Origin of the sequence: Pseudoalteromonas luteoviolacea NCIMB 1942 (genome assembly GCF_001625595.1) — a bacterium.
GTDB lineage: Bacteria > Pseudomonadota > Gammaproteobacteria > Enterobacterales > Alteromonadaceae > Pseudoalteromonas > Pseudoalteromonas luteoviolacea_A.
This window is the reverse complement of the sequence record NZ_AUXT01000201.1, coordinates 1-23,307: the sequence shown is the minus strand read 5'-3', so window position 1 is coordinate 23,307 and position 23,307 is coordinate 1. Positions and strand designations below refer to the sequence as shown.

At 41.4% G+C, this 23,307-nt stretch carries 20 protein-coding genes and 1 tRNA gene; 8 read left to right on the top strand and 13 right to left on the bottom strand.

Annotated features, from left to right (window positions below):
* Positions 1-16: 16 nt before the first annotated feature.
* Together N482_RS20145 and N482_RS20140 are read right to left on the bottom strand one after the other, a co-directional pair.
* Positions 17-2,521: an ABC transporter permease gene (locus N482_RS20145; RefSeq protein ID WP_063378767.1), complete on the bottom strand. Its 2,505-nt coding sequence runs from the start codon at positions 2,519-2,521 to the stop codon at positions 17-19.
* Positions 2,511-3,230, bottom strand: coding sequence for an ABC transporter ATP-binding protein (locus N482_RS20140; protein ID WP_063378766.1), 720 nt, complete (start codon positions 3,228-3,230; stop codon positions 2,511-2,513). Before N482_RS20140 ends, N482_RS20145 begins: the two co-directional genes overlap by 11 nt.
* Between N482_RS20140 and N482_RS20135 the strand changes: the two genes are divergently transcribed.
* Entirely contained in the window at positions 3,229-3,849 is a 621-nt protein-coding gene (locus tag N482_RS20135) for an arylesterase (RefSeq protein ID WP_063378765.1), read from the top strand. The genes N482_RS20140 and N482_RS20135 overlap by 2 nt on opposite strands.
* A gap of 89 nt (positions 3,850-3,938) precedes the next feature.
* On the opposite strand, the gene N482_RS20130 is transcribed toward N482_RS20135, so the two are convergent.
* The 4 genes from N482_RS20130 to N482_RS20115 form a co-directional block, all read right to left on the bottom strand.
* A complete protein-coding gene (locus N482_RS20130; RefSeq protein WP_063378764.1) occupies positions 3,939-5,198 on the bottom strand; it encodes a sensor histidine kinase in 1,260 nt (419 codons plus the stop codon).
* Between the two features lie 3 nt (positions 5,199-5,201).
* Positions 5,202-5,927, bottom strand: coding sequence for a response regulator transcription factor (locus N482_RS20125; protein ID WP_063378763.1), 726 nt, complete (start codon positions 5,925-5,927; stop codon positions 5,202-5,204).
* 285 nt (positions 5,928-6,212) lie between these two features.
* Complete coding sequence (locus tag N482_RS20120) at positions 6,213-6,629, bottom strand: winged helix-turn-helix domain-containing protein (protein WP_063378762.1); 417 nt, start codon at positions 6,627-6,629, stop codon at positions 6,213-6,215.
* 364 nt (positions 6,630-6,993) lie between these two features.
* A complete protein-coding gene (locus tag N482_RS20115; RefSeq protein ID WP_063378761.1) occupies positions 6,994-8,100 on the bottom strand; it encodes a type 1 glutamine amidotransferase domain-containing protein in 1,107 nt (368 codons plus the stop codon).
* A 253-nt stretch (positions 8,101-8,353) separates the two neighbouring features.
* Between N482_RS20115 and N482_RS20110 the strand changes: the two genes are divergently transcribed.
* Together N482_RS20110 and N482_RS20105 are read left to right on the top strand one after the other, a co-directional pair.
* A complete protein-coding gene (locus tag N482_RS20110; RefSeq protein ID WP_063378760.1) occupies positions 8,354-8,824 on the top strand; it encodes a DUF3293 domain-containing protein in 471 nt (156 codons plus the stop codon).
* Positions 8,825-9,289: 465 nt separating this feature from the next.
* Positions 9,290-11,674, top strand: a complete 2,385-nt coding sequence (locus N482_RS20105; protein WP_063378759.1) for a hybrid sensor histidine kinase/response regulator — start codon at positions 9,290-9,292, stop codon at positions 11,672-11,674.
* On the opposite strand, the gene N482_RS20100 is transcribed toward N482_RS20105, so the two are convergent.
* From N482_RS20100 to N482_RS20090, 3 genes are all read right to left on the bottom strand, one after another.
* Positions 11,654-11,980 (bottom strand): cupin domain-containing protein, encoded by a 327-nt coding sequence (locus N482_RS20100; RefSeq protein WP_063378758.1) that lies wholly within the window; start codon positions 11,978-11,980, stop codon positions 11,654-11,656. The two genes, N482_RS20105 and N482_RS20100, sit on opposite strands and share 21 nt — an antisense overlap.
* 73 nt (positions 11,981-12,053) lie before the next feature.
* Positions 12,054-12,129, bottom strand: a tRNA-Ala gene (locus tag N482_RS20095).
* A gap of 160 nt (positions 12,130-12,289) precedes the next feature.
* Positions 12,290-12,817: an NADPH-dependent FMN reductase gene (locus tag N482_RS20090; RefSeq protein ID WP_063378757.1), complete on the bottom strand. Its 528-nt coding sequence runs from the start codon at positions 12,815-12,817 to the stop codon at positions 12,290-12,292.
* A gap of 119 nt (positions 12,818-12,936) precedes the next feature.
* On the opposite strand from N482_RS20090, the gene N482_RS20085 reads away from it, so the two are divergent.
* Positions 12,937-13,833, top strand: coding sequence for a LysR family transcriptional regulator (locus N482_RS20085; protein ID WP_063378756.1), 897 nt, complete (start codon positions 12,937-12,939; stop codon positions 13,831-13,833).
* Between the two features lie 5 nt (positions 13,834-13,838).
* Here N482_RS20085 and N482_RS20080 read toward each other — a convergent pair whose 3' ends face one another.
* The gene (locus N482_RS20080; protein ID WP_196763544.1) at positions 13,839-14,576 is read right to left on the bottom strand and encodes a substrate-binding periplasmic protein; all 738 of its coding nucleotides are present in this window, start codon (positions 14,574-14,576) and stop codon (positions 13,839-13,841) included.
* Between the two features lie 394 nt (positions 14,577-14,970).
* Between N482_RS20080 and N482_RS20075 the strand changes: the two genes are divergently transcribed.
* The 4 genes from N482_RS20075 (at position 14,971) to N482_RS20060 (ending at position 19,395) form a co-directional block, all read left to right on the top strand.
* Positions 14,971-15,354 carry a hypothetical protein gene (locus N482_RS20075; protein WP_063378755.1) on the top strand — a complete coding sequence of 128 codons (384 nt, stop codon included), beginning with the start codon at positions 14,971-14,973 and terminating at the stop codon, positions 15,352-15,354.
* A gap of 394 nt (positions 15,355-15,748) precedes the next feature.
* Positions 15,749-16,390 (top strand): response regulator, encoded by a 642-nt coding sequence (locus N482_RS25315; protein WP_063378825.1) that lies wholly within the window; start codon positions 15,749-15,751, stop codon positions 16,388-16,390.
* 177 nt (positions 16,391-16,567) lie between these two features.
* Positions 16,568-18,679: a dockerin type I domain-containing protein gene (locus N482_RS20065; RefSeq protein ID WP_063378754.1), complete on the top strand. Its 2,112-nt coding sequence runs from the start codon at positions 16,568-16,570 to the stop codon at positions 18,677-18,679.
* Positions 18,680-18,747: 68 nt separating this feature from the next.
* Positions 18,748-19,395 carry a cohesin domain-containing protein gene (locus N482_RS20060; protein ID WP_063378753.1) on the top strand — a complete coding sequence of 216 codons (648 nt, stop codon included), beginning with the start codon at positions 18,748-18,750 and terminating at the stop codon, positions 19,393-19,395.
* Between the two features lie 37 nt (positions 19,396-19,432).
* Here N482_RS20060 and N482_RS20055 read toward each other — a convergent pair whose 3' ends face one another.
* From N482_RS20055 to N482_RS20045, 3 genes are all read right to left on the bottom strand, one after another.
* Positions 19,433-20,587, bottom strand: coding sequence for a PQQ-binding-like beta-propeller repeat protein (locus tag N482_RS20055; protein ID WP_063378752.1), 1,155 nt, complete (start codon positions 20,585-20,587; stop codon positions 19,433-19,435).
* 86 nt (positions 20,588-20,673) lie between these two features.
* Positions 20,674-22,056, bottom strand: a complete 1,383-nt coding sequence (locus N482_RS20050) for a winged helix-turn-helix domain-containing protein (RefSeq protein WP_063378751.1) — start codon at positions 22,054-22,056, stop codon at positions 20,674-20,676.
* Between the two features lie 178 nt (positions 22,057-22,234).
* Positions 22,235-22,981: a hypothetical protein gene (locus N482_RS20045; protein WP_063378750.1), complete on the bottom strand. Its 747-nt coding sequence runs from the start codon at positions 22,979-22,981 to the stop codon at positions 22,235-22,237.
* Positions 22,982-23,307 lie beyond the last annotated feature (326 nt).

Sequence of the window (23,307 nt, the reverse complement as noted above, 5' to 3'; positions counted from 1 at the left end):
CACTTTTTTGAGCCCATTAGACAAGCTTACGCAATAACCCCTGCGTATTTTGGCGCATGGTACTGGATACCATAAAGTAACCAATCGCAGCAACAAATGCCGCACCACTTACCGGTCCCAATGCCCAAATATAAGGGTGTAACTTTCCTTCAACATCAAAGAGCTCTCGCTGAATGATCACCAAAGTAATATCGCTCACCAGCGCAGCGACGAACCCTGCTAACGCTCCAAGCAATAAAAACTCATAAAGCGTTGCCAATTTGATCAAGCGCCCTTTAGCACCTAACGTACGCAGTATAACGATTTCTTGCATACGCTCAGCAAGGCTCGCTTGTACCTGAGAGATCAGTACCAAAGCGCCACTGGTCAATACGATAGCCAATACAAAGCTAATGGCCAGTGATACCTGCGCAATCATGGATTGTGCTTGCTCAAGTTGGCTTTTAATATCAATCATACTTATTGTAGGGTGAGCTTTTAGCAATTCACTAACCGACTTAGCATCCTCTACCGCAAACTTTGCCGCTGTAAAATAAGTGACAGGGAATTTTCCTGCCACAACAGGATTGAAAATCATCACGAAGTTAGGCTTTAACGATCCCCAATCAACACTGCGAATGCTCGTCACCTTAGCATCAAAAGTGCGCTCATTAACCAAGTAAGTCAATGTGTCACCCACGTTGATGTCAACCCGCTCAGCTAACCCTTTAGAAACTGACACTTCAAGTTCCGTGCTATCAGGGTTAAACCATTGCCCATCTATCACTTCATTGCTAGACGGTAACTCAGTCATCCAAGTAAGATTGAGCTCTCTACCAACGCCTTCTCTAGCATCATCATCCTGCTCTTCACCTTCTTGTTTCGAGGTTCTGCGCGCGAATGTTTCACCATTTAAGCCATTGGCACGACCGCGGAAAATTGGAAAAATATCTTCGTGGACAATCTTTTGCTCTGCAAAGAAAGACGCTATATTCGCCACTTCAGATTCATTGATATTAATCAAAAATGCGTTAGGTGCGTCTTCAGGCACTTGCATTTGCCAATCAGATATAAGGTCGTTTTTTAGTACAAATAGGAACAGCATCAGCTTAATTGCCAATGCAAAACTGATCAACTGTACCGCATTTGCATTTGCGCGTTTTTGCAACGTAGCGATAGCCAATGACCAGCTGCTGCCAGGACTTAACCCGAGTTTTCTGCCTGCACGAAAAATTAGCCGAGATAGGCCAAACAGAACGAGCATTAAAGTCGCTGTGCCACCAAATAAAAGTAACGTTGTTTTCAGCTCACCACTGAACAACCACATCAAAGAAAAAATAGTCAAAACGGAAAGCCCCATATGCACTTTACTTATCGCCAATTTATCGCCTAAATTGCGGCGTAATACACGCAGAGGGGGAATATCAAATAGATCAAGAAGCGGCTTCAAAGAAAACATCAGTGCACAAACAACACCGATTGAAATAGCCAAGACCCAAGGCTTTAACCCTGCTTGCGGTAGTTGCGTATTCATAAAACTCGCTAAATAATCCGTTGCAACAGACTGCAGAACAAAGCCGATTATCAGACCGATCGTTAAAGAAAACAGCGTAACCATAGACAGGTGAAGCAAAAATATATTGCGTATCGTGTGGCGACTTCCTCCCAACGTTTTCATCATTGCCACAGGGTCATATTGACGCTCACAGTATCGCTTCGCGGAAACAGCCATTGCCACCGCAGCTAGCATGATCCCAAACAACCCAGCCAGCAATAGAAAACTCTCTGAGCGTGCTAAGTTTTCACCAAGCGGAGACTGCCTATCTTTAATGCCCTGCCAGTTTTGATTTTCTCTCAGTTGTGGCTTCAACCATCCATAGTAGTCCGTCAATGCCTGCTCGTTACCAGCAAATAACATACGATAGAAAACTCGACTTCCTGGCTGAACAGCTTGAGTCGTTACAATATCGTCGTAATTTAATAGCACACGCTTGTTACCCGCCAATGAGAAAAATGGCGCGTCAGGCTCACTCACTAAGATTTTACTTGCTCGAAATACGCCCGCACCAATTTCGACTTCGTCCCCGACTGACAATCCAAGGCTGTAAAACAACCCTTCGCTGATCCAAACCTCGCCTAACTTAGGCACACCTTGTACTTCATACTCAGATGCTAAAAAATCATTTTTTAGCGTCACTTTACCGCGCAAAGGATAACCCTGCGAAACGGCTTTAATAGACCCTAAAACCAACTCATCATTAGCAAACAACATCGAGTCAAAAAACATTTGCTGTGCAGTATTTAAGCCCACACTCTTTGCTTCTTCTAAAAATGCTAGGTCGATTGGATGATTACTTGCAAGTCGTCTATCAGCAGCAATAAAATCCGCAGATTTTTGTTCTATGTTCAGCCTGATCCGCTCTGTCACAGAGGACAAACTAAACACGGTCAGTACAGCAAGCGCAATAGCAGCAAAAATAATGGTTAACTCTCCCCGACGCAGCTCACGCCAAAAAAGAGTGAGTGCTAACTTATACCACATATGCTTTTGCTCCCTCTCCTTCGCGGATCTTTTCCAGCTGACCCCCTTCAATATGAATAATGCGATCACATTGCTTTGCTAACGCTTCATCATGAGTGACCAAAATAAGTGTTGTCCCGTTTTGTTTGTTTAAGTCAAACAGCAACTTTTCAATCAAGTGACCATTTTTGCTATCAAGATTGGCTGACGGTTCATCAGCAAACAAAATTTTTGGCGATCCAATAAAAGCTCTAGCAATCGCTACACGCTGCTGCTCACCACCGGACAATTGCGATGGGTAATGGCCTATTCGATGTGATAAACCCACTTTTTCGAGTAGCGACATGGCTTGTTCTTTTGCCAACTGATCACCCGCTAATTCAGCGGGTAACATAACATTTTCCAATGCTGTTAGGCTTTGTACTAGCATAAATGACTGAAATACAAAGCCAACTTTCTGAGCTCGTAACCTTGCTCGCTCCTCTTCATCCAGCTTATGAAGTGCCTCACCATCAAGGAATACCTCACCTGCAGAGCCGGTATCTAAACCAGCTAGTAAGCTGAGCAAGGTTGACTTACCGGAACCAGACGTACCAACAACGGCCACAGACTCACCCGACTTGACAGTGAAATTTATATCGCTAAGGATATCTAAGTCACCTTCAAAGGTACTTACTGTCTTATTAAGTCCTTTGACCTGTATAATATTTAACTGAGAAAGTACTGACATGATTCGAATTTTCCTAAAACTTGTGGTGTTACTCGCCTGTCTTTACCAACCTATTGCTGCGTATGCAAGCGAGACTAAAATTATGATCATCGGTGATAGCTTAAGTGCGGGCTACGGACTTAAACAAGACCAAGACTGGGTTAATTTGTTACAAAATAAGTACGCTGAAGAAAAAAAATCGATCTTACTTATCAACATGAGCGTCTCTGGCCAAACCACCGATAATGCACTGCTAAATATCGACGCGCAACTCAAAGCGCACAAACCAAGCCATGTTTTAATCGAATTAGGAGGTAACGACGGGATCCGCGGCTTTCCAATTAAGCTGATCCGGTCTCACCTTTCTCAATTGGTGGAAAAAAGCAAAAACAGCGGCGCAGAAGTGGCGATAATGGAAATTCAAATACCACCTAACCTTGGCCCACGGTACACAAAAATGTTTACGAATAACTATCAAAAAGTAGCGAAAGCTACAGGTGCACATTTAATGGACTACTTTATGGTGCCGGTGGCGGTAGATAAAACACTCATGCAAAACGATAACTTACACCCTAATGAGAAAGCTCAGCCAATCATTCGCGACTTTATGGCTGAACAGTTCAATCAATGGCTCAATTAAACCGGCTGCTTTTCAGATTTAAATTGCGTCTCCAGAGGCGCATTTTAAATCTGTCTAAACAAAAACTCAATGAGGCAATCTAACGCCGCCTAGCTGCGATGAGAAGGACAGGTAATCATAAATTGGGTTCCTGCTTCACTACTGTCATAATCAAGCGAAATGTCCAGCCGCTGACACAATCGATGAACTATTGAGAGTCCCATGCCTAACCCTTCACTGCGTTTACCTTTGACACCCGAATCAAATAGCTGCGACCTAATCTCTTTTGGAATACCCGGCCCGGTATCTTCCACACTCAACATCCCTGCGGTAAATCGCACACACACTTGTCCTGTCTGTATGTGAGCAAATGCATTGCCTATTAAGTTACTCAACAATAAGTTTAATGCACTTTCGCCAATGGCCATGGTTGCACTAGCTGGTACTTCAATCGCTATCTCAATATCTTTCTCTGCAATTTGCTCTGCTTGCTGCAAAATACAGTTCTCAACAATGGGCAACAACTTCACTTCTTTTTGAGTAATAGTTTCTTCCCTAGCTAACGCGAGTAACGTTTCTACGCTCTGGGCCATTTGTGCCTGAGCAGACATTGCACGGCCAACCAATTGTTGCTGCTTGTCGGTTAATTCAGACTGATTTAGTAACGTCAATGCGCCTTGGGTGACGGCAATAGGTGTGCGTAATTCGTGGGATGCATCTCGTGTAAATGCCTGCTCCCTGTCTATAAATTGACGTATCCGATCAAGAGCTTGCTCTAACGTCTGAGCAAACTCACCAATTTCATCATTAACGAACTGTTTGGAAAAGTTCTGAGGTAGCTTTTCCACTGGGGCCTCTGCAACAATATCGACTAGTTTGTCCAAGGGTTTGAGGAGCTTTTTAGCCATTGCCAATGACAAATAAGCGAGGATCACAGCCACAACCAAAACAATTGCCAAAGCAATCAGTAAAAAGTTCAGCATACCCACTTTAATTTTCCGTACCACTAGGTGTTCGCTCACTTCTGCAAGTAGCACTCCTTTTTCCATTCTTACCATGTGGTAGTGTTTGCCATCCGCTGCTGCAAATTCCTTTGCTCGCGGCTCCTCAGACAGGGTATTCTTTATAAAATCAGGTAGTAGGGTTTCACTCTCAAGGTATTCTATAAACTTTAACCTAGGTACAGGCTGATTTCCTGCTTCTAATTGTTCTGTAATGTAAGATGCTTCATCTTTGAGCAAAAAGTTGAACAAATGATCTTCGATTGTATAAGCGAATAAAAAGCAAACAAAGCCGAATAACACACTAATGAAAAGAGATACACCTACAAAATAGGAAATAATTCGGGTACGTAACTGACGCGCTTTCATATGCTACTCAATATCTAATGCAAGACCGACACTGTGGATTGTTTTAATTACCGACTCATCAAACGGTTTATCAATAGACTTACGCAACTGATAAACGTGAGAGCGCAATGCATCTGAGTCTGTAGGCTCATCACCCCATATTTTGTCACTGATCTCACTGCGACTCAGCGGCCTCGGATGGTGCTCCATAAGGAGTTGTAAAATCTTAAAAGGAATTGGCTGCAATACAATAGTTTGACCGGCACGACTTACCTGTTGAGTCTGTAAATTGAGACTGATCAACTTACTGTCTTCACCCAACTTAAGCGTCCGTTCACTGTGTAACAAATGCCGTTTGGCAAGTGCTAAGCACCGCACTAATAGCTCTTCTAACGCAAAAGGTTTGGTCAAGTAATCATCCGCACCACTGGAAAACCCACCTAACTTGTCATCCAATGCATCTCGAGCTGTCAGCATGATAATCGGTATATGTCGATTTGCCTGCTCTCGGAGCAACTTACATACAGCTAACCCATCCATCTTAGGCAGCATAATGTCTAGAATAATGCAGTCATAGTAGTGATTCAGCGCCAAATCGACACCTTGCTCACCATCATAAGCAAAGTCCATGATCATGCCAATCGGCTCAAAATACTCAGCAATATTACTGCTGATCTCTTGATTATCCTCAATAACTAATATTTTAAACTGTAAATCCGTTTCAGCATTGGGTGCTTTGGATTGAGACACTGCGCGCTCCGTGAATATGAGTTTTGGCACAGCTTAACATGGCAATTCGTGAAATGATTGTGAAATGAGGTCAGAAACTAAGTGACATAGGAGCACACATTTGCAAGCTGTTTAAGGGCTTATTACAAAATTATGCTCACGTGAAGATACTTCTAACATAGCTAAAGAGTGAGCAATTTACTTGCTCACCCACGATGCAAAGCACGACTAATGAATTTATTTATTTTTATTCTTATTTTTTTAGAGCTTATTCGCTCTTTCCTCCCCCCCATAACCTAGGGTTTTTTACGTTAACTTTCCTTTATTTAATACGGTTTGGCTGAAAAATTTAGATAGCCATTGAAACAAGCTAGGCCTTGGGTCCAATTGGACTTCCAAATTGAAGCTATACCCTTTTTTGTAATGTGTTCTGATTACTTCACCCTCGAACTTATGTTTTGAAATACTACGACGAAGTTCTGATACAGCGCGATTAATCGCGTTGTTATCAACAAACTCTTGTTGCCAGATCTCTCGACACAATTCATCACGGCTAATGACGCGATCTCTGTGCTGAATAAAGTAAACTAACAAGTCATAGATCAAAGGTTCAACTTTTACCCTTTCTCCACAAAATGTTAACGAACGTTTCCTTTTATTCAGTGCATAATGACCAAATACCGCAAAGGTAAAGTCAGTATTTTCTTTATCACTTAAACTCATGATCAACAATATACTTCCTTTATATATGACTTTAAAAGCAGATATATTTTATCGTCCATACAACCAATTTGGAACGAATTTAAGCGTAAAATCACATGACTTTTGTTAATAGCGACATATAACCAAATTGCCCATAAAAGACACAAAAAACTTAACAGTAAACCACAAATAAACAGTATTTATACAAAAAATACACATAAACGAATAAAAAACCTACGCTTCATTTTAATAGATCACTCTTTATTTAGGTAATCATGACAGTGTTTAATTTAGGCCTTTTTTATACACTTTAGTAAATTTCATGATGTCATAATTTTTTAATTTTTTTGCGGGTGTGAGCCAGTAAAACTGGCCCAACCTTTCTTTAAAGAGACGCAATGAAAGATTTAATTTGTTGGTTTTTTGGGTACAATCTGGAACTTTTATTTAGTACCTTTATCGCTCTATCTCGTTGGTTTAGACGCACGTAAGCCTTAGCTAACGTGAGTTCCATCACTGGATGAGAAGTTTTGGTAAGAATATAGGATAAAAATCGCGCGCTGGCATCCACTTGGAACTCTGTTTCAGCATGCCTAATTTGGAGTACGCTCATCATAGCTAACATGTTTAAATCATAATCCTTAGTAGAAGACTCATAATTCTTCTTAGCAAGTTCAGGGTTTCGCAAAAACAATTCATAAAGTTTTACACTGGCATCATCTTGATACTCTTTTAGCGGCAGTGTCTCTATACCTAGTTTTGATACCATGGCTCTGGCTGTATCTACTGTCGAAAATGGATTTTGACCAGTGACCAAATTCCCATCTATCGTCACTTGATTTAGCATAAGGCCATCTTTTTCGAAACGAGCACCTCGCTCAATCAACTTATCCTCTAATAAAAACGCAAATTTATCTCGCCATTTTTTACCAAATGCAGACTCTTCTTGGTTAGTAAAACCATTGACACGTTTGCCATCGACTAAATAACTTCCGTCACTTAACTTTACATCTACCAATGCAGCTGGACCATGGCATACCGCACCTACAATTCCTTTACTTTCATACACTTCAGCTATGATTTCCTGTAGTGGTTGATGTTGGTAAAGATCAAACATAGGTCCTTTTCCACCAACAACAAAAACGCCATCAAATTCACTTGCTTCAATACTATCTAGCGTAAATGTATTTTTAAGCGCTTTCATCGCCTGCGAGTGTTGCAGAAATTTTTGGTTGTACTGCACGCCCTTTTCATATTGATCTGCAATAGGTTCTCCACCTGCCGGTGACGCCAAAGTCACTTCAATGCCGTGTCGGTTGAACACATGATATGCTTTGCTCAACTCGCCAAATTCATAACCAGGCTGAATGAGTTTGTGTTGGTTATCTAGCTTTCCATAGCTGCTTAACACCATCAAAATTTGAGGTGCTTCTTTGCCTATTGATGCGGTACTTACTAAAGCCGCACAGGTTAAGGTAAGTAGCTTGTTCATAACATCTTCCTTCTTGGTTGGGACCGTAAAGATACAAAGTTAGATGTGAAAGTGATGTGAAGTTTCTCGCAATGATACACAGTGCATAAATTACATTTTTTCAACTAAAAAAGCGTGAAATTTGAGAGCTAGGTAAACTGCAAATTTAGTAATAGAATGAGCAAAAGAGATAAAAAACAAATGAGTAATTGGTTAATTACTAACCCAATATTATCTTACATTTAATGTAATAAATTAAAATGGCAATTATTCAGTGAAAAACATAGGCTCAACTTTTAAAATGGTTGAAATCCCCTCACCGCTATGGGGTATATATCAAGAGGTTTATTTTTCACCTTTAAATGCAACGCACCATTATCTAAATGGCGCAATCATCAGCCTGTGGAATCCGAATGGAACGCCCATGAATATGCGGCAAAATAACTTTTTAGCGAAGAAGCATATTTCATTAATTTCTCGACAAAATAAATCAATAAAATACTTATATGGTGGCAATGCAGACATGTCCTATAGAGAACTGAGTTTCTCGATTGATACCTCTTTAGCCAAGGCCCAAAAGATAGCACTAAGGTGCCGCCAAAACGCTTTTTACTATGTAAAGCAAGGTCAGATCACTTTATATAACAGCACTCAATTAGAACAATACTGCCAATTAAATGCGCACTTTCTATCACGATTATGTCGTCCGACTTTACCCCGAAGTAATGCCGCAATTTGCCCTTAAACCTTGTAGGAAACATCAAAGCCACATCACAATCTACGAACCCTATTATACATTCGCCCCTTTATGTCATGAGCGTGTTTTTACCTCCCCAAAACCAGCAACTGCGGTACGCTTAGCAAAATAGACTAAGAGTCATGTCAGTGCAACGTCGCTCACTTATTGCGACTGACAAGAACACACATGTATCGCAGATTGATGCCCATTGCTAGCTTTTGTTTTGTATTGCTATTCTTATCGACTAACCATGGCCACATGGTCAAATTATCACTCTTAAAATATGAGAGTTTTGATTCAGAATAATAAAATGACAAACCTTTAGTTAAAGTGAAATTAGTATTGATGTATTGCCCAGCCGCACTCCGCGTGACCACTCTCTCGACTGGCCTGTGTTCAAAAGCGGCTTATGCAGCCTAATACACAAATTATTGACTAAACTTAGGTGTAAATAGACGGCCATTCTTGCCTATGCAACTCAAAACTCGACTACCTCTTGTGCTGGCAATTGCAGCACTCCTGCCTATGCTAGTGATTTTTTTCATCGCCATGCTACATAGTGCCAAACAGGCTGAGGAAATGAGTATACGTGCTGCACAATCAGAAGTACTCAATGCCGCTGCAATTTTTGATAACTACTTTTCTCTTCGAAAATCAGAAGTTGCGATGCTAGCTCGTCACACAACACTCCGCTCGATGCAGTTTGCGGATATTAAACCCATTTTATTAAGCGAAAAACTCGCCCATCAAGGCACCTACGAGAAGTTTATTTTAGGCAGAACAGACGGTAGTTTTCACAACACTGAGGGCGGTAACCCTCATCAAAACATGCTCAGGACATTTGATGATAAAAACCCAAGTGCAAAGTTAAAAACGATTGCCAAAAGAGATTATTGGCAATACACCATAAGTAACAACATAGAGCAAGCCGCAAGAGTATACGTATCTGAACCAATGATCTCCTATACAACGGGCGTAACCCAAGTTGTTGTCGCAGCTTCTGTTATTGATTCTGATAACCAAGTCGTAGGGTTACTTGGTGGCAGTATTCCTTGGACAGAAGTGGAGCGCCTCGTGACTCGTGCCAAAGCACATGTCCTGCAACAATTTGGTGAGCAAGCTAAATTCATGATGGTTTCCAGTGTGGGCACTTATATGTATCACTGGACAGAAGCAAAGAACATTCAATATAAACATGTAGATGGCCGCCACGTACTCAATGAAATAGGAGAAAAGGCGAGTACAATATATCAAATCACCAGAGAGCGAGATCCAAAACTCAGAGACATTGGTGTTAAAATGATTGCTGGCTTTGAAGGTTATGGCCGATTTTACCTTGACGATAAATCCACGGCGTTTACATTTTATGCGCCTATCAAGTCTGCGAATTATAGCCTTGCTGTCGTGCTTCCCGAACAAGTCGTTTTTTCTTCAGTTTATGCCTTACAAGGCAAGTTACTTTGGATATTGGTTGTCGCAACCTTCATAACGATGGGAGTTGCTTGGTGGATTGCCTACCGTCTTTATTACCCTATATCTAAACTAACTTACGCCGCACAATCTCTCGCTCAAGGCCATTATGACATTCACCTCAAACCTAAAGGGAACGACGAAATTGCAGAATTAAGTCGCACGTTCGAATCGATGCGCGATATGATCTCCAAACGTGAAAGTGATTTAGAGTGTCGCGTCGAGAAACGAACTCAAGCGCTGGCCAAAGCTAAGCACCTAGCTGAGTTGGCTGCATCGGCCAAAAGTCGTTTTCTAGCAAATATGAGTCATGAGATCCGCACACCTATGAACGGAATTTTAGGGACCATTCAATTGCTTGAACAAGAACAAAACTTTAGCAAAGAGCAAAAACACTTACTTAAACTAGCAAGCATTTCTGGGAGTAACCTACTTACACTCATAAATGACATCCTTGATATATCGAAATTAGAACAAGGGCAAATTAGATTATATGAAGAACCATTCAATTTACAGATAGCTGTTGACCATCTCATGCAATTGACACAGTCTAAAGTAGATTGTAAACCCATTACAATGAGTTACTACATTGACACCGACGTTCCCACCGAGTTAGTCAGTGACAAACATCGCCTGCAGCAAGTGCTACTAAATTTACTCAATAATGCCTATAAGTTTACGGCTGAAGGTAAGATCACGTTGCACATACGCGTGCACAAAGCTAACCCGCACTTTCTACAACTTGCTGTCAGTGATACCGGGGTTGGGATTTCTCAAGATAAGCAGACAAAGATTTTTGACCCATTTTGTCAAGAGGATGACAGCACCACAAAGCGTTTTGGCGGCACTGGGCTGGGGTTAAGTATCTGCAAACAATTGGTATCACTCGCCGGCGGCTCAATAACGTGTGAATCTATTCACGGCAAAGGCGCTACATTTTACTTTAGTTGGCCATTTGCGCCATGCAGCCTTCTCAAACAATCAAATGACAAGCCAAATTGTACGCAACTAGCAGGACATATTCTGTTAGCCGAAGACAATGCCATTAACCAAGTTGTGATTTGCACAATGCTTGAAAAACTGGGGTTAAGTGTCGAACTTGCTACCGATGGAAGGCAGGTTTTGGAAAAAGTCGCACAGTCGAATTTTGACTTAATTTTAATGGATATTCATATGCCCAACATGGATGGCATACAGGCTACCAAAAGGCTGAGGCTACAGCCTGAGCATTACAAACTGATCATCATTGCGATAACAGCGAATGTCTTTTTAGAAGATATCGCAACTTACTATAGTTCAGGTATGGACGATTTTATTGGTAAGCCCGTTGAATTAACAAAATTAGAGTCGGTACTGAGCAAGTGGTTACGAGTAAAAGACAGCTAACCAAACAGTTTCTTCATCTGGCTGCGTCCAACTGACTTTGTGCTTACAGTGAGCTGGAATATTAATATGTTCTCCTGGAAGTAATCTCACGACTTGGCCATTTTCAAAAGTGAGCTCCCCCGCCCCTTTAAGCACCATAACCCACTCATGTTGCTCTTGATCATACCACCCTTCATCTGGTGAGATGTGGCCCTTTGAAACAATTCGCTCAATCTTAACGTCACCATTTCCTGCGATAACCTCAAAAAACTCGTCATTTAAGTTGGCTGGAATTGCTTGAAATAGGTTGTGTTTATCTAGATCCATTAAAAGCCTCATGTGCAGCAATTATCGGTCACTCATCGTGTATCGAGTCTGTAGGAATGTGTATTGAAAAGTTTGGTGGAGCTAGGCGGGATCGAACCGCCGACCTCTTGCATGCCATGCAAGCGCTCTCCCAGCTGAGCTATAGCCCCAAAAAACATATTGATTTTATTATACCTTTTAGATTTGTAAAGTCGTTTTTGCTGATTTTTAAAACAAGTGGTAGCGAGCATTCTCATCAAATCACAGGGTAGCTTTTCAGCGTTGCCCCATCGCTACACACCTGTTACTTTTGGGGAATAGCCCATCAACTTAGTTAGCCAGTTGCTTCAAAGCACTCTCTAAAGAAGCTTCAATCTCATCATTGGTTAACTTTCCAGCTTCAACATCAAAATTATCAAAGAAGCTAGGAACTGATAGGCTAGCTTTTACATCAGCTGCAAAGTATGGTGCCGAATTTACCGCAGCGCCCAGTACACTTTGTGCGCCACCTGGGCCTGGAGAAGTCGCCATCAATAGCATTGGCGTGTCTTGATAAACTTTCATATTAATACGAGAAGTCCAGTCAAAAATATTTTTATACGCCGCGGTATAGGAACCGTTATGCTCAGCAAACGAAACTAGGATGACATCAGCAGCCCCTATTTTGTCGTAAAATCTCTGCGCTTGATCTGGAATACCACTTTCACTTTCACGATCAGAGCTGTAAATAGGCATTTCCAAGTCGTTTAAATCTAGAATTTCTACCTCAGCGTTTTCTATTTTTGATGCAGCATATTTTACCAACTGCTGGTTTATTGATTGACGGCTGTTGCTCGCTGCAAATGCTAGTACTTTCATGATGTTCTCCAAATGTTCGGGTAATTAAGTCTATTTAATGTCTCTCGACTTGATGACAAACAGTGTATATTAAGTTTTAATAAACATTAATACGGCAATTATAAAGTAACTATTTCCATATGAGTTATAATCTATTCGAAGGCATACAGGTCTTCGTTAAGGTCGTGCAATGTAATAACTTCGCGTTAGCCGCTGAGCAACTTGGTCACTCTCCGTCTCATGTCAGCAAAGTGATCAATCGTTTGGAAGCTCGATTGGGCTTGAGATTACTCAATAGAACAACGCGCACCTTAGCTTTGACGCCAGATGGCGAGGTTTATTTCCAACACTGTCAGCAATTGATCAACGATGCTCAGCAAACCCTTCAATTGCTGACCCATAAAGATGATAAACCCAAAGGTGTACTTAAAATAAGTTGCCCCGTCGCATTTAGCCTTGACTACTTACGTCCAGCAGTTGCGCAATATCTCCGTAAATACCCTAACGTCACAATTGAGTGGGACATCAGTGACCGTTCAGTCGATGTTGTAGGGGATGGCTACGATTTGGCAATTCGAGCAACCGCCCAACTAGAAGAGTCGAGTTTAATCTGTAAGCGTATATATCAATGCCGCACACTGGTCGTTGCAAGTCCGCAGTATATTGAGCAATACGGTAGACCCTACCACCCAAGAGAGCTCGCCAAGCATCACTGTGTCTGCTACAGCAACTTAAAAAACCCTGAACGATGGGAGTTTTCAGATCCGTTAGGCAAATCATTTACTGTCGATGTGCGCAAGCGTATAAATTGCAATAATGGTCGGATGCAAGCCGCAATGGCCATTGATGGGTTAGGTATCACTCGGCTTCCCGAGTTTTATCTCTGCGATGCATTAAATAGCGGGGAATTAGAGATCTTATTTGAGGAGTATTTACAAAAATCGGTTTACGTCTACGTGGTGTACCCTAGCCGAAGGCATCTTTCTCCTAAAGTGCGGTACTTTATCGACATGCTCAGTGAACACTTAGAACAATAACAACTTTAGCGTTTCAGCGTCGTACCGTAGCGAGCATAAATTGCCGCAATTTCATTATGCTCCCGCATCTTTGCTAACGCCTTATTGAGCTGTATTTGGAGTAAGGTTAGGTTTGGTTGCAATCTGATGTATACGGGTAATGTACTTATCTCATAGACTTCTTTGAAGGTTTTATAGGCATTTACGGTACGCTTGTAGTAGTCTGCGGTGGTGTCGCCCAGCATTACATAGTCTAATCGTTCATAGAGTAGCTGTGACAACAGCTCTTTTTCTGAAATATTATCGTATATTAGGATTTTATCTCGTCCAAAGTGCTGTTCAAAGTCACCGTAACGATAGCCACGTACGCGACCAATCACTTTTCCGTATAGCTGGGTAGGGTTTGTGACTACCACATCACTTTGTCGCCCCAATACCACCTCTGTTGAACTGGCGTAAGTATTCGTATATATACCAGGCACACCTCTTTGTGATCGCCAGCTAGGATGTACACCCGGCTCAATATCAATTTTACCTTCGTCGAATAGCTTTTGACCTTTGGCGACAGACCAAGGTACAAGCTCGAAGGTATGTCCGGTTAACTCACCCAGACGTTGAAATAAATCTTTGAAGATCCCACTTTGCTCATTATTGGCAATAAAATTATAAGGTGGATTTGCACCGTGATACACCAATACAGTATACGTTTCAGCTCGTGCGCAAAAAACACATAAAATCACTATTAAGCTAAGTATGTGACGCATAATGTCCTCACCTTGATACCTTCTCCCTCAACTTAGCATAAAATTTACACTTTTAAATTAATACTCCATTTTTTGAACAAGTAAACCGCGGTTTAAACACAAAACCGTAATGGTAAGAGGAGTGGCAACATAAGGGTTAGAACAATAATTCACATAACTGAATATTTAGACTATTTAATACGCATTAATTTCAATACTTAAATTTTTTCTTCACTTTTTTGACTTTAATCATAAATATTATATTCATTAACTCGTTTAATAATAGTGTGCAACGCGAGACAAATGTCACGCAGTCCAAACTTGTGAAGGAAATAGCACGATGAGGACGCAATCGCACATAAAACTTTATTAACCGAGCCGACTAGGCTCTCATTCTTCAGAAAAGGAAAAAACTATGAAAACTGGCGTATTATTCTCACTGATTGCTGCAGCTGCCATTGCTAACGTTTCAGCCCAAGAGCTGCCTTCTCAAGACGGTTACGCAAGTGTTCAAGAAGTGTTGGAATATGGTCGTAAGTATCAAACTATAAAGGCGCATTTAAAAGATGCAGGCTATCGATTCCATAGCTGCAATCAGCAAATAATTTATTACTTTGTTACCCCAATGCAAGCTGAATACCTTTATGCACAAGCAGAATGCACTTACTCAACGCCAAGTGGCGGCAACTTCTCGCTACAAACGGACTATGCAACCGTGAAAATTGACGTAAACTTCAACCAAGAACATGGCGTTTACAGAGAAGGCAATGTGGCAGTTAACTACATGACAGTTTACTAAACATTGATTACGCACAGCAAATGTTCGCATCGGTTAAGCATGTAAAGCTGTGACCAAGCTTCCCATATAGGGGCATCCTTCGATGCCCCTATTAAGCCAGTCTCTCAGGCTATGCATATTGAGTAAAAAAACACCCCGAACTGCTCCAAAAACAACCTCAATTATGGATTTAATCATAAAATCTTAAATTTCAATGGTGAAATAGCTCATAATATTTAACTGTGAATCAATAATATATAAGATACTCTCTATATCCCAAACAGACATTTAGTCAATTCATAAGTGCAAAAATACGGCCTTAAAAAACCACATTACATCCGCTTCTCTGAAAAAACAGCAGTGCACCTAGTGTTATGGCAATTTGCATTTACTCAAAAATGGTGAGGGAATGAAAATGGAATACAAGCAAGGTAAGGGCTTACGTTTATTAATCGCTGATGATCACCAAATAGTCAGACAAGGACTTCGCGCCTTGATAGTGCAAGCCAATCTTGGCCACACAATTACCGATGTTGCAAATGGTGAACAAGCCTTTCAATTCATGCAGTCTCACACTCCAGATGTCGCGATTCTCGACATCACGATGGGCGAGCTAAGTGGATTAGATGTATGCGAACTAGTTAAACAATACCAACTAAAAACGCGCATTATTTTTCTCAGCATGAATGAGAATATCAAAACAGTAGATAGGGCGCTTAACCTTGGTGCTTATGGCTACATACCGAAAAGTGAGGCATTCAGTACACTGATAAAAGCGATCCAACAAGTCTCTGCTGGGGAACTCTTCATTTGCCCTAGTTTGCAAAAACAACTACAAATTTTTCGAACCTCTAAGAGAGACTTTTTACTCACCACACGCGAACAAGAAATAGTGACCTATATTTCGACGGGACATACCAATCGTGAAATCGCCGATACCCTCTGTATTTCAATAAAGACCGTCGATAACCATAGAACCAAGGCAATGAAAAAGCTCGGCTTCAACAAAGCTGTGGAACTAGTTAAATTTGCCTGTCAAGAAGGTCTTGTTGTTTAACAAAAATGTCCACTCAAATTAGGGTAAACACCCTATTTCCATCTTAGGTACACCTATTTATCCTATGCTGGCAGCTATTCATTAGCTCAAACGGGCTTTTGTTAAAACCCGTCACTGCATCAAAAAACAAGGTTGATAGTTTTCGATGCGCACTTATACATAATTTAGGAAAGCCAAATGTTAACCAACAGTAATCCCACTAAACTCTCCAGCCGCCCTTATAGTTTCAATACACTGATTAAGACTTTGCTGGTAACAAGCAGCATATGTTTTCCTCTCTACACACAGGCCGAGACTCCGACCGTACTCGTAGATGAAACTAGGGTAAATACGGTAGCTGAACTTGGTTCAGTCAACTATGATTCTCGTGTAGCAAACCTAACAAATGGACACGTTGTCACTTGGATAAACATTGATACAGGAGCTCGCCAATCAATATTGAAAGCAAAAATATATGATGAACACGGCATCGCTGCTTCGTCAGAAATTCATGTTGGAGGAGTTATATCTTCTGAAGATCAATATATGAGCAGACCCGCCATCCAACCTGCTCCCGACGGCGGTTTTGCTATTGCTTGGGCAGAGACTATATCGGAAGCGAAGAGAGTCAGTTTTTTCAGACGCTTTTCTGCCGACGGAACAGCTTTGACCAATACCAAGACGATACATCCAAGCAGCAACAATCAAAGTGTGGCATCAGTCACATACCTTACCAATGGTAACATGGTCGCAATTTGGGAAGAATGGTCAACAACCAGTTTAGAATCTGATGTCTATGCCAAAGTTTACAATCAAAACTTGGAAGAACTAGTTCCCACATTTCAGGTCAATACATTTTCTTCTAAGCATCAAGGAGATGCATCGATAACGAGTTTAAATGATGGCGGTTATGTTATCACATGGCGTGGAGAAGGCTCTGAAGATAACTTCGGCATTTATGGCCAGAGGTTTGACGCAAATAACACTAAAGTCGGCTCTGAATTCTTAGTAAATTCAACAATAGCTCATCAACAATTTAATGCCTCCCCTGCCAAATTAAAAGATGGGTTCGTCGTTGTTTGGCAAAGTAATACCGACAACTGGAATGTGAAAAACATCAATGCCCAATTATTTCACGCCGATGGCACTAAAAACGGTCAAGAAATCATTGTGAATAGTCACCTTAGTCATGGCCGTCACCCATCAATTAGCGCCTTAGAACTAGGTGGCTTTACCATTACTTGGGAGAAAATACAAACAGGGAGTTCTGATGCGGATATTTACGCCAGAGTATTTAACGAAAAGGGGGAAGCTAAGGGCGATGAATTCATAATTAATACCTACACCGCTCACGACCAAAGTAATCCTCAAGTAGCCGGACTCGACAATAACCGCTATGTTGTCTCTTGGGATAGCAATGCACAGAATAAAAACGTGAAGAATATCTACACCAAACTGTTCGAATTACCAAGTGCACAATACAATCAGCTCGAAGCAATAATACCTACAACCCCTATCTATGAGGGTGACATAGTTTCACTTCCCCTAATCGTTCGTGGTCAAGACATCTTTGGTGTCGATTCAATGATTTCCCTTGACGCTCCTTCAGTCGCAAGTTTCACTGGCGGTAGTTATGGCGAGTTTCTTCCTTCAAATGAAAGATTGACGATTCCTTTAGATTACACCGATAATCAATGGCTAAGTGCCGCAAGTATTAAGGCCCCTTATAGTGCAAAAAGCGGCGAAGGCAATTACGCGACAGCCGAATTAATAGCGTATAAGCCAGGTACTCTTAATTTGACTGTCAACTCTCAATTTACAGATCAGAATGGCGCATATATACATCAGTCTCAAAATAACTATACATTAACTGTACTAGAGTCGGTTTTATTGTCAGGAAATGTCGCTGATTTGGCAGTTAATGGTGACTATACACACATCACATTTTTCATCAATGGTAAGCCAGTACAAATAAAAAGTGACGGTACCTTCAAATATCAGTCTGGTCTTGGTCCTGTTACTTTAAGTATTTCGGCACCTGGGTTTCTGACAGCAGAAAGACAACTGACTTTGTCTCCAAATCAAGCGGATATAGACTTTGGCGCAATTGAGTTAGTTGCAGGTGATCAAAATGGCGACAACAGTATTGATATCGCCGATTTAACCCAATTAATGAGCGCATACCGCTCAACCAGTAGTGATCCTGATTACCACCAAGGGTCAGACTTCAATCAAGATAACAAAATCAACCTGCAGGATTTAACCTTGTTGGGCAAAAACTTTGGTAAACAAGGGCCGCAACCTTTTTAACGATAAGTAGCGCTTGGCCTCGTTCAGCGTGGCCTAGCGCTTGGTTGCAAAGATAATAAAGGAACAATATGCGATATCTAATCTCAATTCTATTACTAATTCTTAACGCTGGTGTATTTGCAAATGAAGGGCAAGTACACCTGATTAGTTCCATACAGCAAGCTCAATCAGGTAGTGAATTTTATATCGACGTGCAAGCGAGTGAGCTTCCCGAAGTATATGGCATGCACTTAGTCATTAAGTTTGATGCAGACAAACTTACTATTGTCGACAAAAATACTAAAGACCCATCATTACCGATAGAACATGGCAACTTTTTTGATAATGACAGATTGTACGTATTAACTAATTCAGCCAATACACAGACGGGTAACATCGAGTACATTGTAAGCCAAGTAAAGCCTGCTCAAAGTGCTTCAGGCAATGGCCGCTTGGCAAGAGTATTCTTCAAATCAAAAGAAGGAGCCATGGCTACAAAGGTGTCTATTGAAAAGGTGGAGTTTGGTTCCAAAAATGGCGAGAAATTCATTTATGAAGCTGGCTCTGAACTGAGTTTTGAATTTGATAATACCTACCCAGTGCCAGTTGAGCCCCCAGCAGACTACCCATTTACGTCGGTGATCACTATTTTGGGTGCCGTATTAGCAATTTTATTGCTTGGGTTGTTACTTAAATCTAGAGGAAAAACAAACTCACGTAGTGCTATCACTGGGTAAGGCGCATCAATTGATGCACCTCCCTTTTTCACTAGAGTCATTTTTCAAATATATGGATATAACCATCGAGATCTGGCACCAAAACCTTAGTATTGCTTACAGCAGGAGAAGCATAAACGCCTCCATGAACAAAGCCCGCGATTTTGTTTGGCTGATATTCCCAAACAATGTCGCCAGACTCGGTATCAACAGTTAAAAAACCTCGTTCAGTGATGTACCAACCAGGCTCATCATGACCTGCCGAGCCAATATACACGCGATTTTCATGAACAACTGGTTGCCCCCAACTCCAACCCGGCGTAGCCGTTTGCCAAACAATTTCACCGCTTTGTGTGGCCATTTTGAATAATAACTTAGCGTCTGAGCTACCAATATAGAAGTAGTCGTCATCCTTGCCTGCCACAGCGCTAGACTCAACCCAAGAACCTCCTGGCAGCGCTTTTTTCCATACCATGTCTCCATTTAGCGGGGCGAAGCCATATAAATATGTGTCTCTTGAGCCAACCACTAAAACATCTCCAATAATCATGGGACTTGATGGTATTGCACCTTGGGTCTGATGCTGCCACACCACGTCACCAGTCATTTTATCAAGCGCGTATACAGTCCCTCCCCATGTTGTTACATATACAAGGCCTTGATAAAGTGAGGCAGTAGAACGAATTTTACTGTCAGCTTTAAACTTCCAACGCAATGCTCCTGTGCGTTTCACAAACGCATAGAAATGGCCATCGGCGCTACCTACATAAACGCTAGTTCGATCTGATATTGGGCTTGATTTAGTGTAATCAAACCCCCATGGCGCATGATTTGCTGGCAACACTCGTGCATAGTCAGCATCGTTTAAATCTGTTTGCCAAATCGGCTTTCCCGTCCAACGATTAAGTGCGTACAGGTAACCGTCATCACTGGTAAAGTACACCCGGTATTGATCGATTAATGGTTTTGAACGGGCTTTATCTCCAGTCGAAAATGACCAACGCAGCTTTGCTCTGTCGATATCAAGCGAGTATAACTTGCCATTATCGCTGCCAAAATATGCAAGATGACCTTTGAGTGATATGCTCCCCCAGTTTTCGCTGCCAGTTTGGAAGCTATACAAATAGTCTCCACTTTTGGCCAAAGGTTTGAATGACATAACAGTAAAAATCAGCGTTATGATGAATAGATATCGCAGTTGATGTAGTTTCATAGTGTGCTCCTTGTAAGGTTTTGGGGCACACTATCGCGCACTTAAAATGAAGTCCTGAAATAACTCTAAAACATTCTTAAAAAGAATTAGGGCTTTGATTTATATGATTTTAAAATGTATTTTTCGACCATTTCATTAAACTGTTGATTGTTTTTTAATGGTAAAAAGTGAGGGTCCGATGCCGCCCACATAAATGCATATTGCCCCGCGAGGCGTGATTGTTCGAGATAGTGTAGAGCTAACTGGTCATCTCCAATCGCAGTGGCATAGCGTGCCAATGACATAGGCGCCGAGTAGTGTCCAACATCTGCCTTACGCGTATCATGGAATAGCAACCATCGATAAACGCCTTTCATACCATGCAGATCAAACAAGCTTTTTACCTGAGTAAGTTCGTGCTGGCTGTAGCCTTCAAATGTCATAACCCAAAGTAACTCTTTTAGCGCTAATTCATACTCACCTAATTGCTCATAAATCGCTCTCAGACATACGTGATAAAAGCGGTTACTACTTGAGTAGGGACGCAGCTTTTCGAGTACTTTTTTTGCTTCATCAAAGTTTTGGCTCATCATATAAACCCACGCGACGCTTTCACTCGAAAAGCCGTTTGGGTCAAGAGATTGGTACGTCTTTATATGTGCCAAGGCTTCTTCTATTTTTCCTTGAGCTAATAAGTATTGACCGTACATATGGTGGCCTTCACTACTCGGTAAGGACCTCAAAAAGTAAGGTTTCGCACCCACAACATCCATCGTTCCCATAAAGATGAGTTTAGCAAACAAGAGGTTGGCACCTTTATGCTGCTCATTAGAATCTAAAATACGCTGTAAAATTACTTCAAGTTGTAATTTGTCACGATGGTAGTTAGCGCCTTGTGGCTGTAGTCGAATAAAATATGCTTTCGCCAACCAATACAAAGGATCTATCAGATCGGGTCTATCGACCGTCACTGTTTGCAATAAACTGATGGCTGTTTCTAGCTCCTCCGGATGATTATTAATAATGTATCGAGCTTGGTTGTATGGGTCGATAAGGTGCTCAGGTAGCTCCATACCCGTGGGCTTTCTCGGGAGCTGCCAAAATAACACCAATGCAATGATCAACAAGCCAAAGACGGCTTTCAACAAATAGCTATCAAGTACAAAGGGCAGTGGTTCGGATATTGGCGGACCAACCCAGCGATAACCAACGCCAGAAATCGTTTTTATGTATTTAGGCGACTTTGCATCATCTCCCAGTAGTTTTCGTAGTCCATTCACAGCAACATAGATAGCATCTTCACTGACAACCCTTTGCCCCCAAACCTCAGATAAAATCTGCGTTTTGCTCACGTCTTGATGTTTAAATTTAAGTAGCAATACCAATAGGGCATACTGCTTTGGGTCCAGCTCCACAACTTTAAACCCATTTTCTAGGCTTAACTGCCGATGATTGATTACCCACTGTCCTTTATTGGCGGTCTTCAGCATAATTCCTACCTGAGAATAAAAATTTATCGTTATTTAATTTAAAATTTCTAGGGTGAAATTTCGCCATTAGCATAATGGACTTGACGGGTCTTGTTAAGGATTCGTTTACATAAATTACAAGTTAAAACATTTGGAACTGGGTGAAGGGTGGCTTCACAGCTACCCTATTAAACTAAAATTAGTAATAGCTTGAACTTAAGCTGCCAGTTTGACTCGCTTCTGACACACTCCACTCATCCACTAACAGTGTGGTACCACCAGCATTGCTGCACTTTATGCCATAAATTAAACTAGCACTATACGCATGATAGTCAGTTTGTGCACTTTGGCTGAAAAAGTCGCTATGAATACCACTTACTTGTGCAGCACCATTAAATAATTTAGGCCCAGAAGCGTTAAACTCAACGATACTGCATTGCCCATCAGCCGCATAGGTGTCAATAGCCAGTTGAGGCTCTACTGTAACATCGGCAAAATACCCAGGAGCTCTGTTGCCAGAGGGTTGCCAATTCGCAAACTCCAGCGCTCTTTCATAGTTAATACTCGGCGCCGCCGGCACTTTGTGATGCACAAGGAAACTGCGATTGCTGTCGTGACAAGTAAGCTTTAAGACCTTTGGTAATGTTTCAAAGCCAGCATCCACACCGCCATACACTGCTTTATTGTCAGACACTTTAAGCTGAGCAATCAGCGTTGCTCCAGCTTCATCATATAAGGCTGCAGACGTACAGCTCGATTGACCATTTGTCGTAATAAATGCGGCAAGGTAATGCGCTGAGCTTGTCTGTACACTAACAGAACTGACAGGGCCGTAGCTGTATTGTGTAGTTCTACCCGCGTTACTATCCGCATCATAAATCGGTTCTAAAGCGTAAGCACTGCCCGCGAACATAGCACCTGCGGCTAAGATGTGTACTAGTTTCATGACTATCTCCTTTGAAAATATACATCCAATAAGTCTATTAATTTTACTAATTATTTTAAGCGCATGTTTTCGCATCAACGTTACTCGTTGAATACTTAACAAACCCGAGAATCACAAGCTCTAATAGGCCTTGATTTGTGCGCTTACTTGTCCATTTGAACACCCCAGAGATGTCCCTATTTGGGCCAACTATTTCACTGAGTGCTATTCAATAATGACGACAAAAACCAATAAGTCAATTGCTTTTACTTATTATCAAATCAACTTCCCTGCGCTTTTACCAATTATTAAAAAACGCCATTACCATATGATATTTATAGATATAT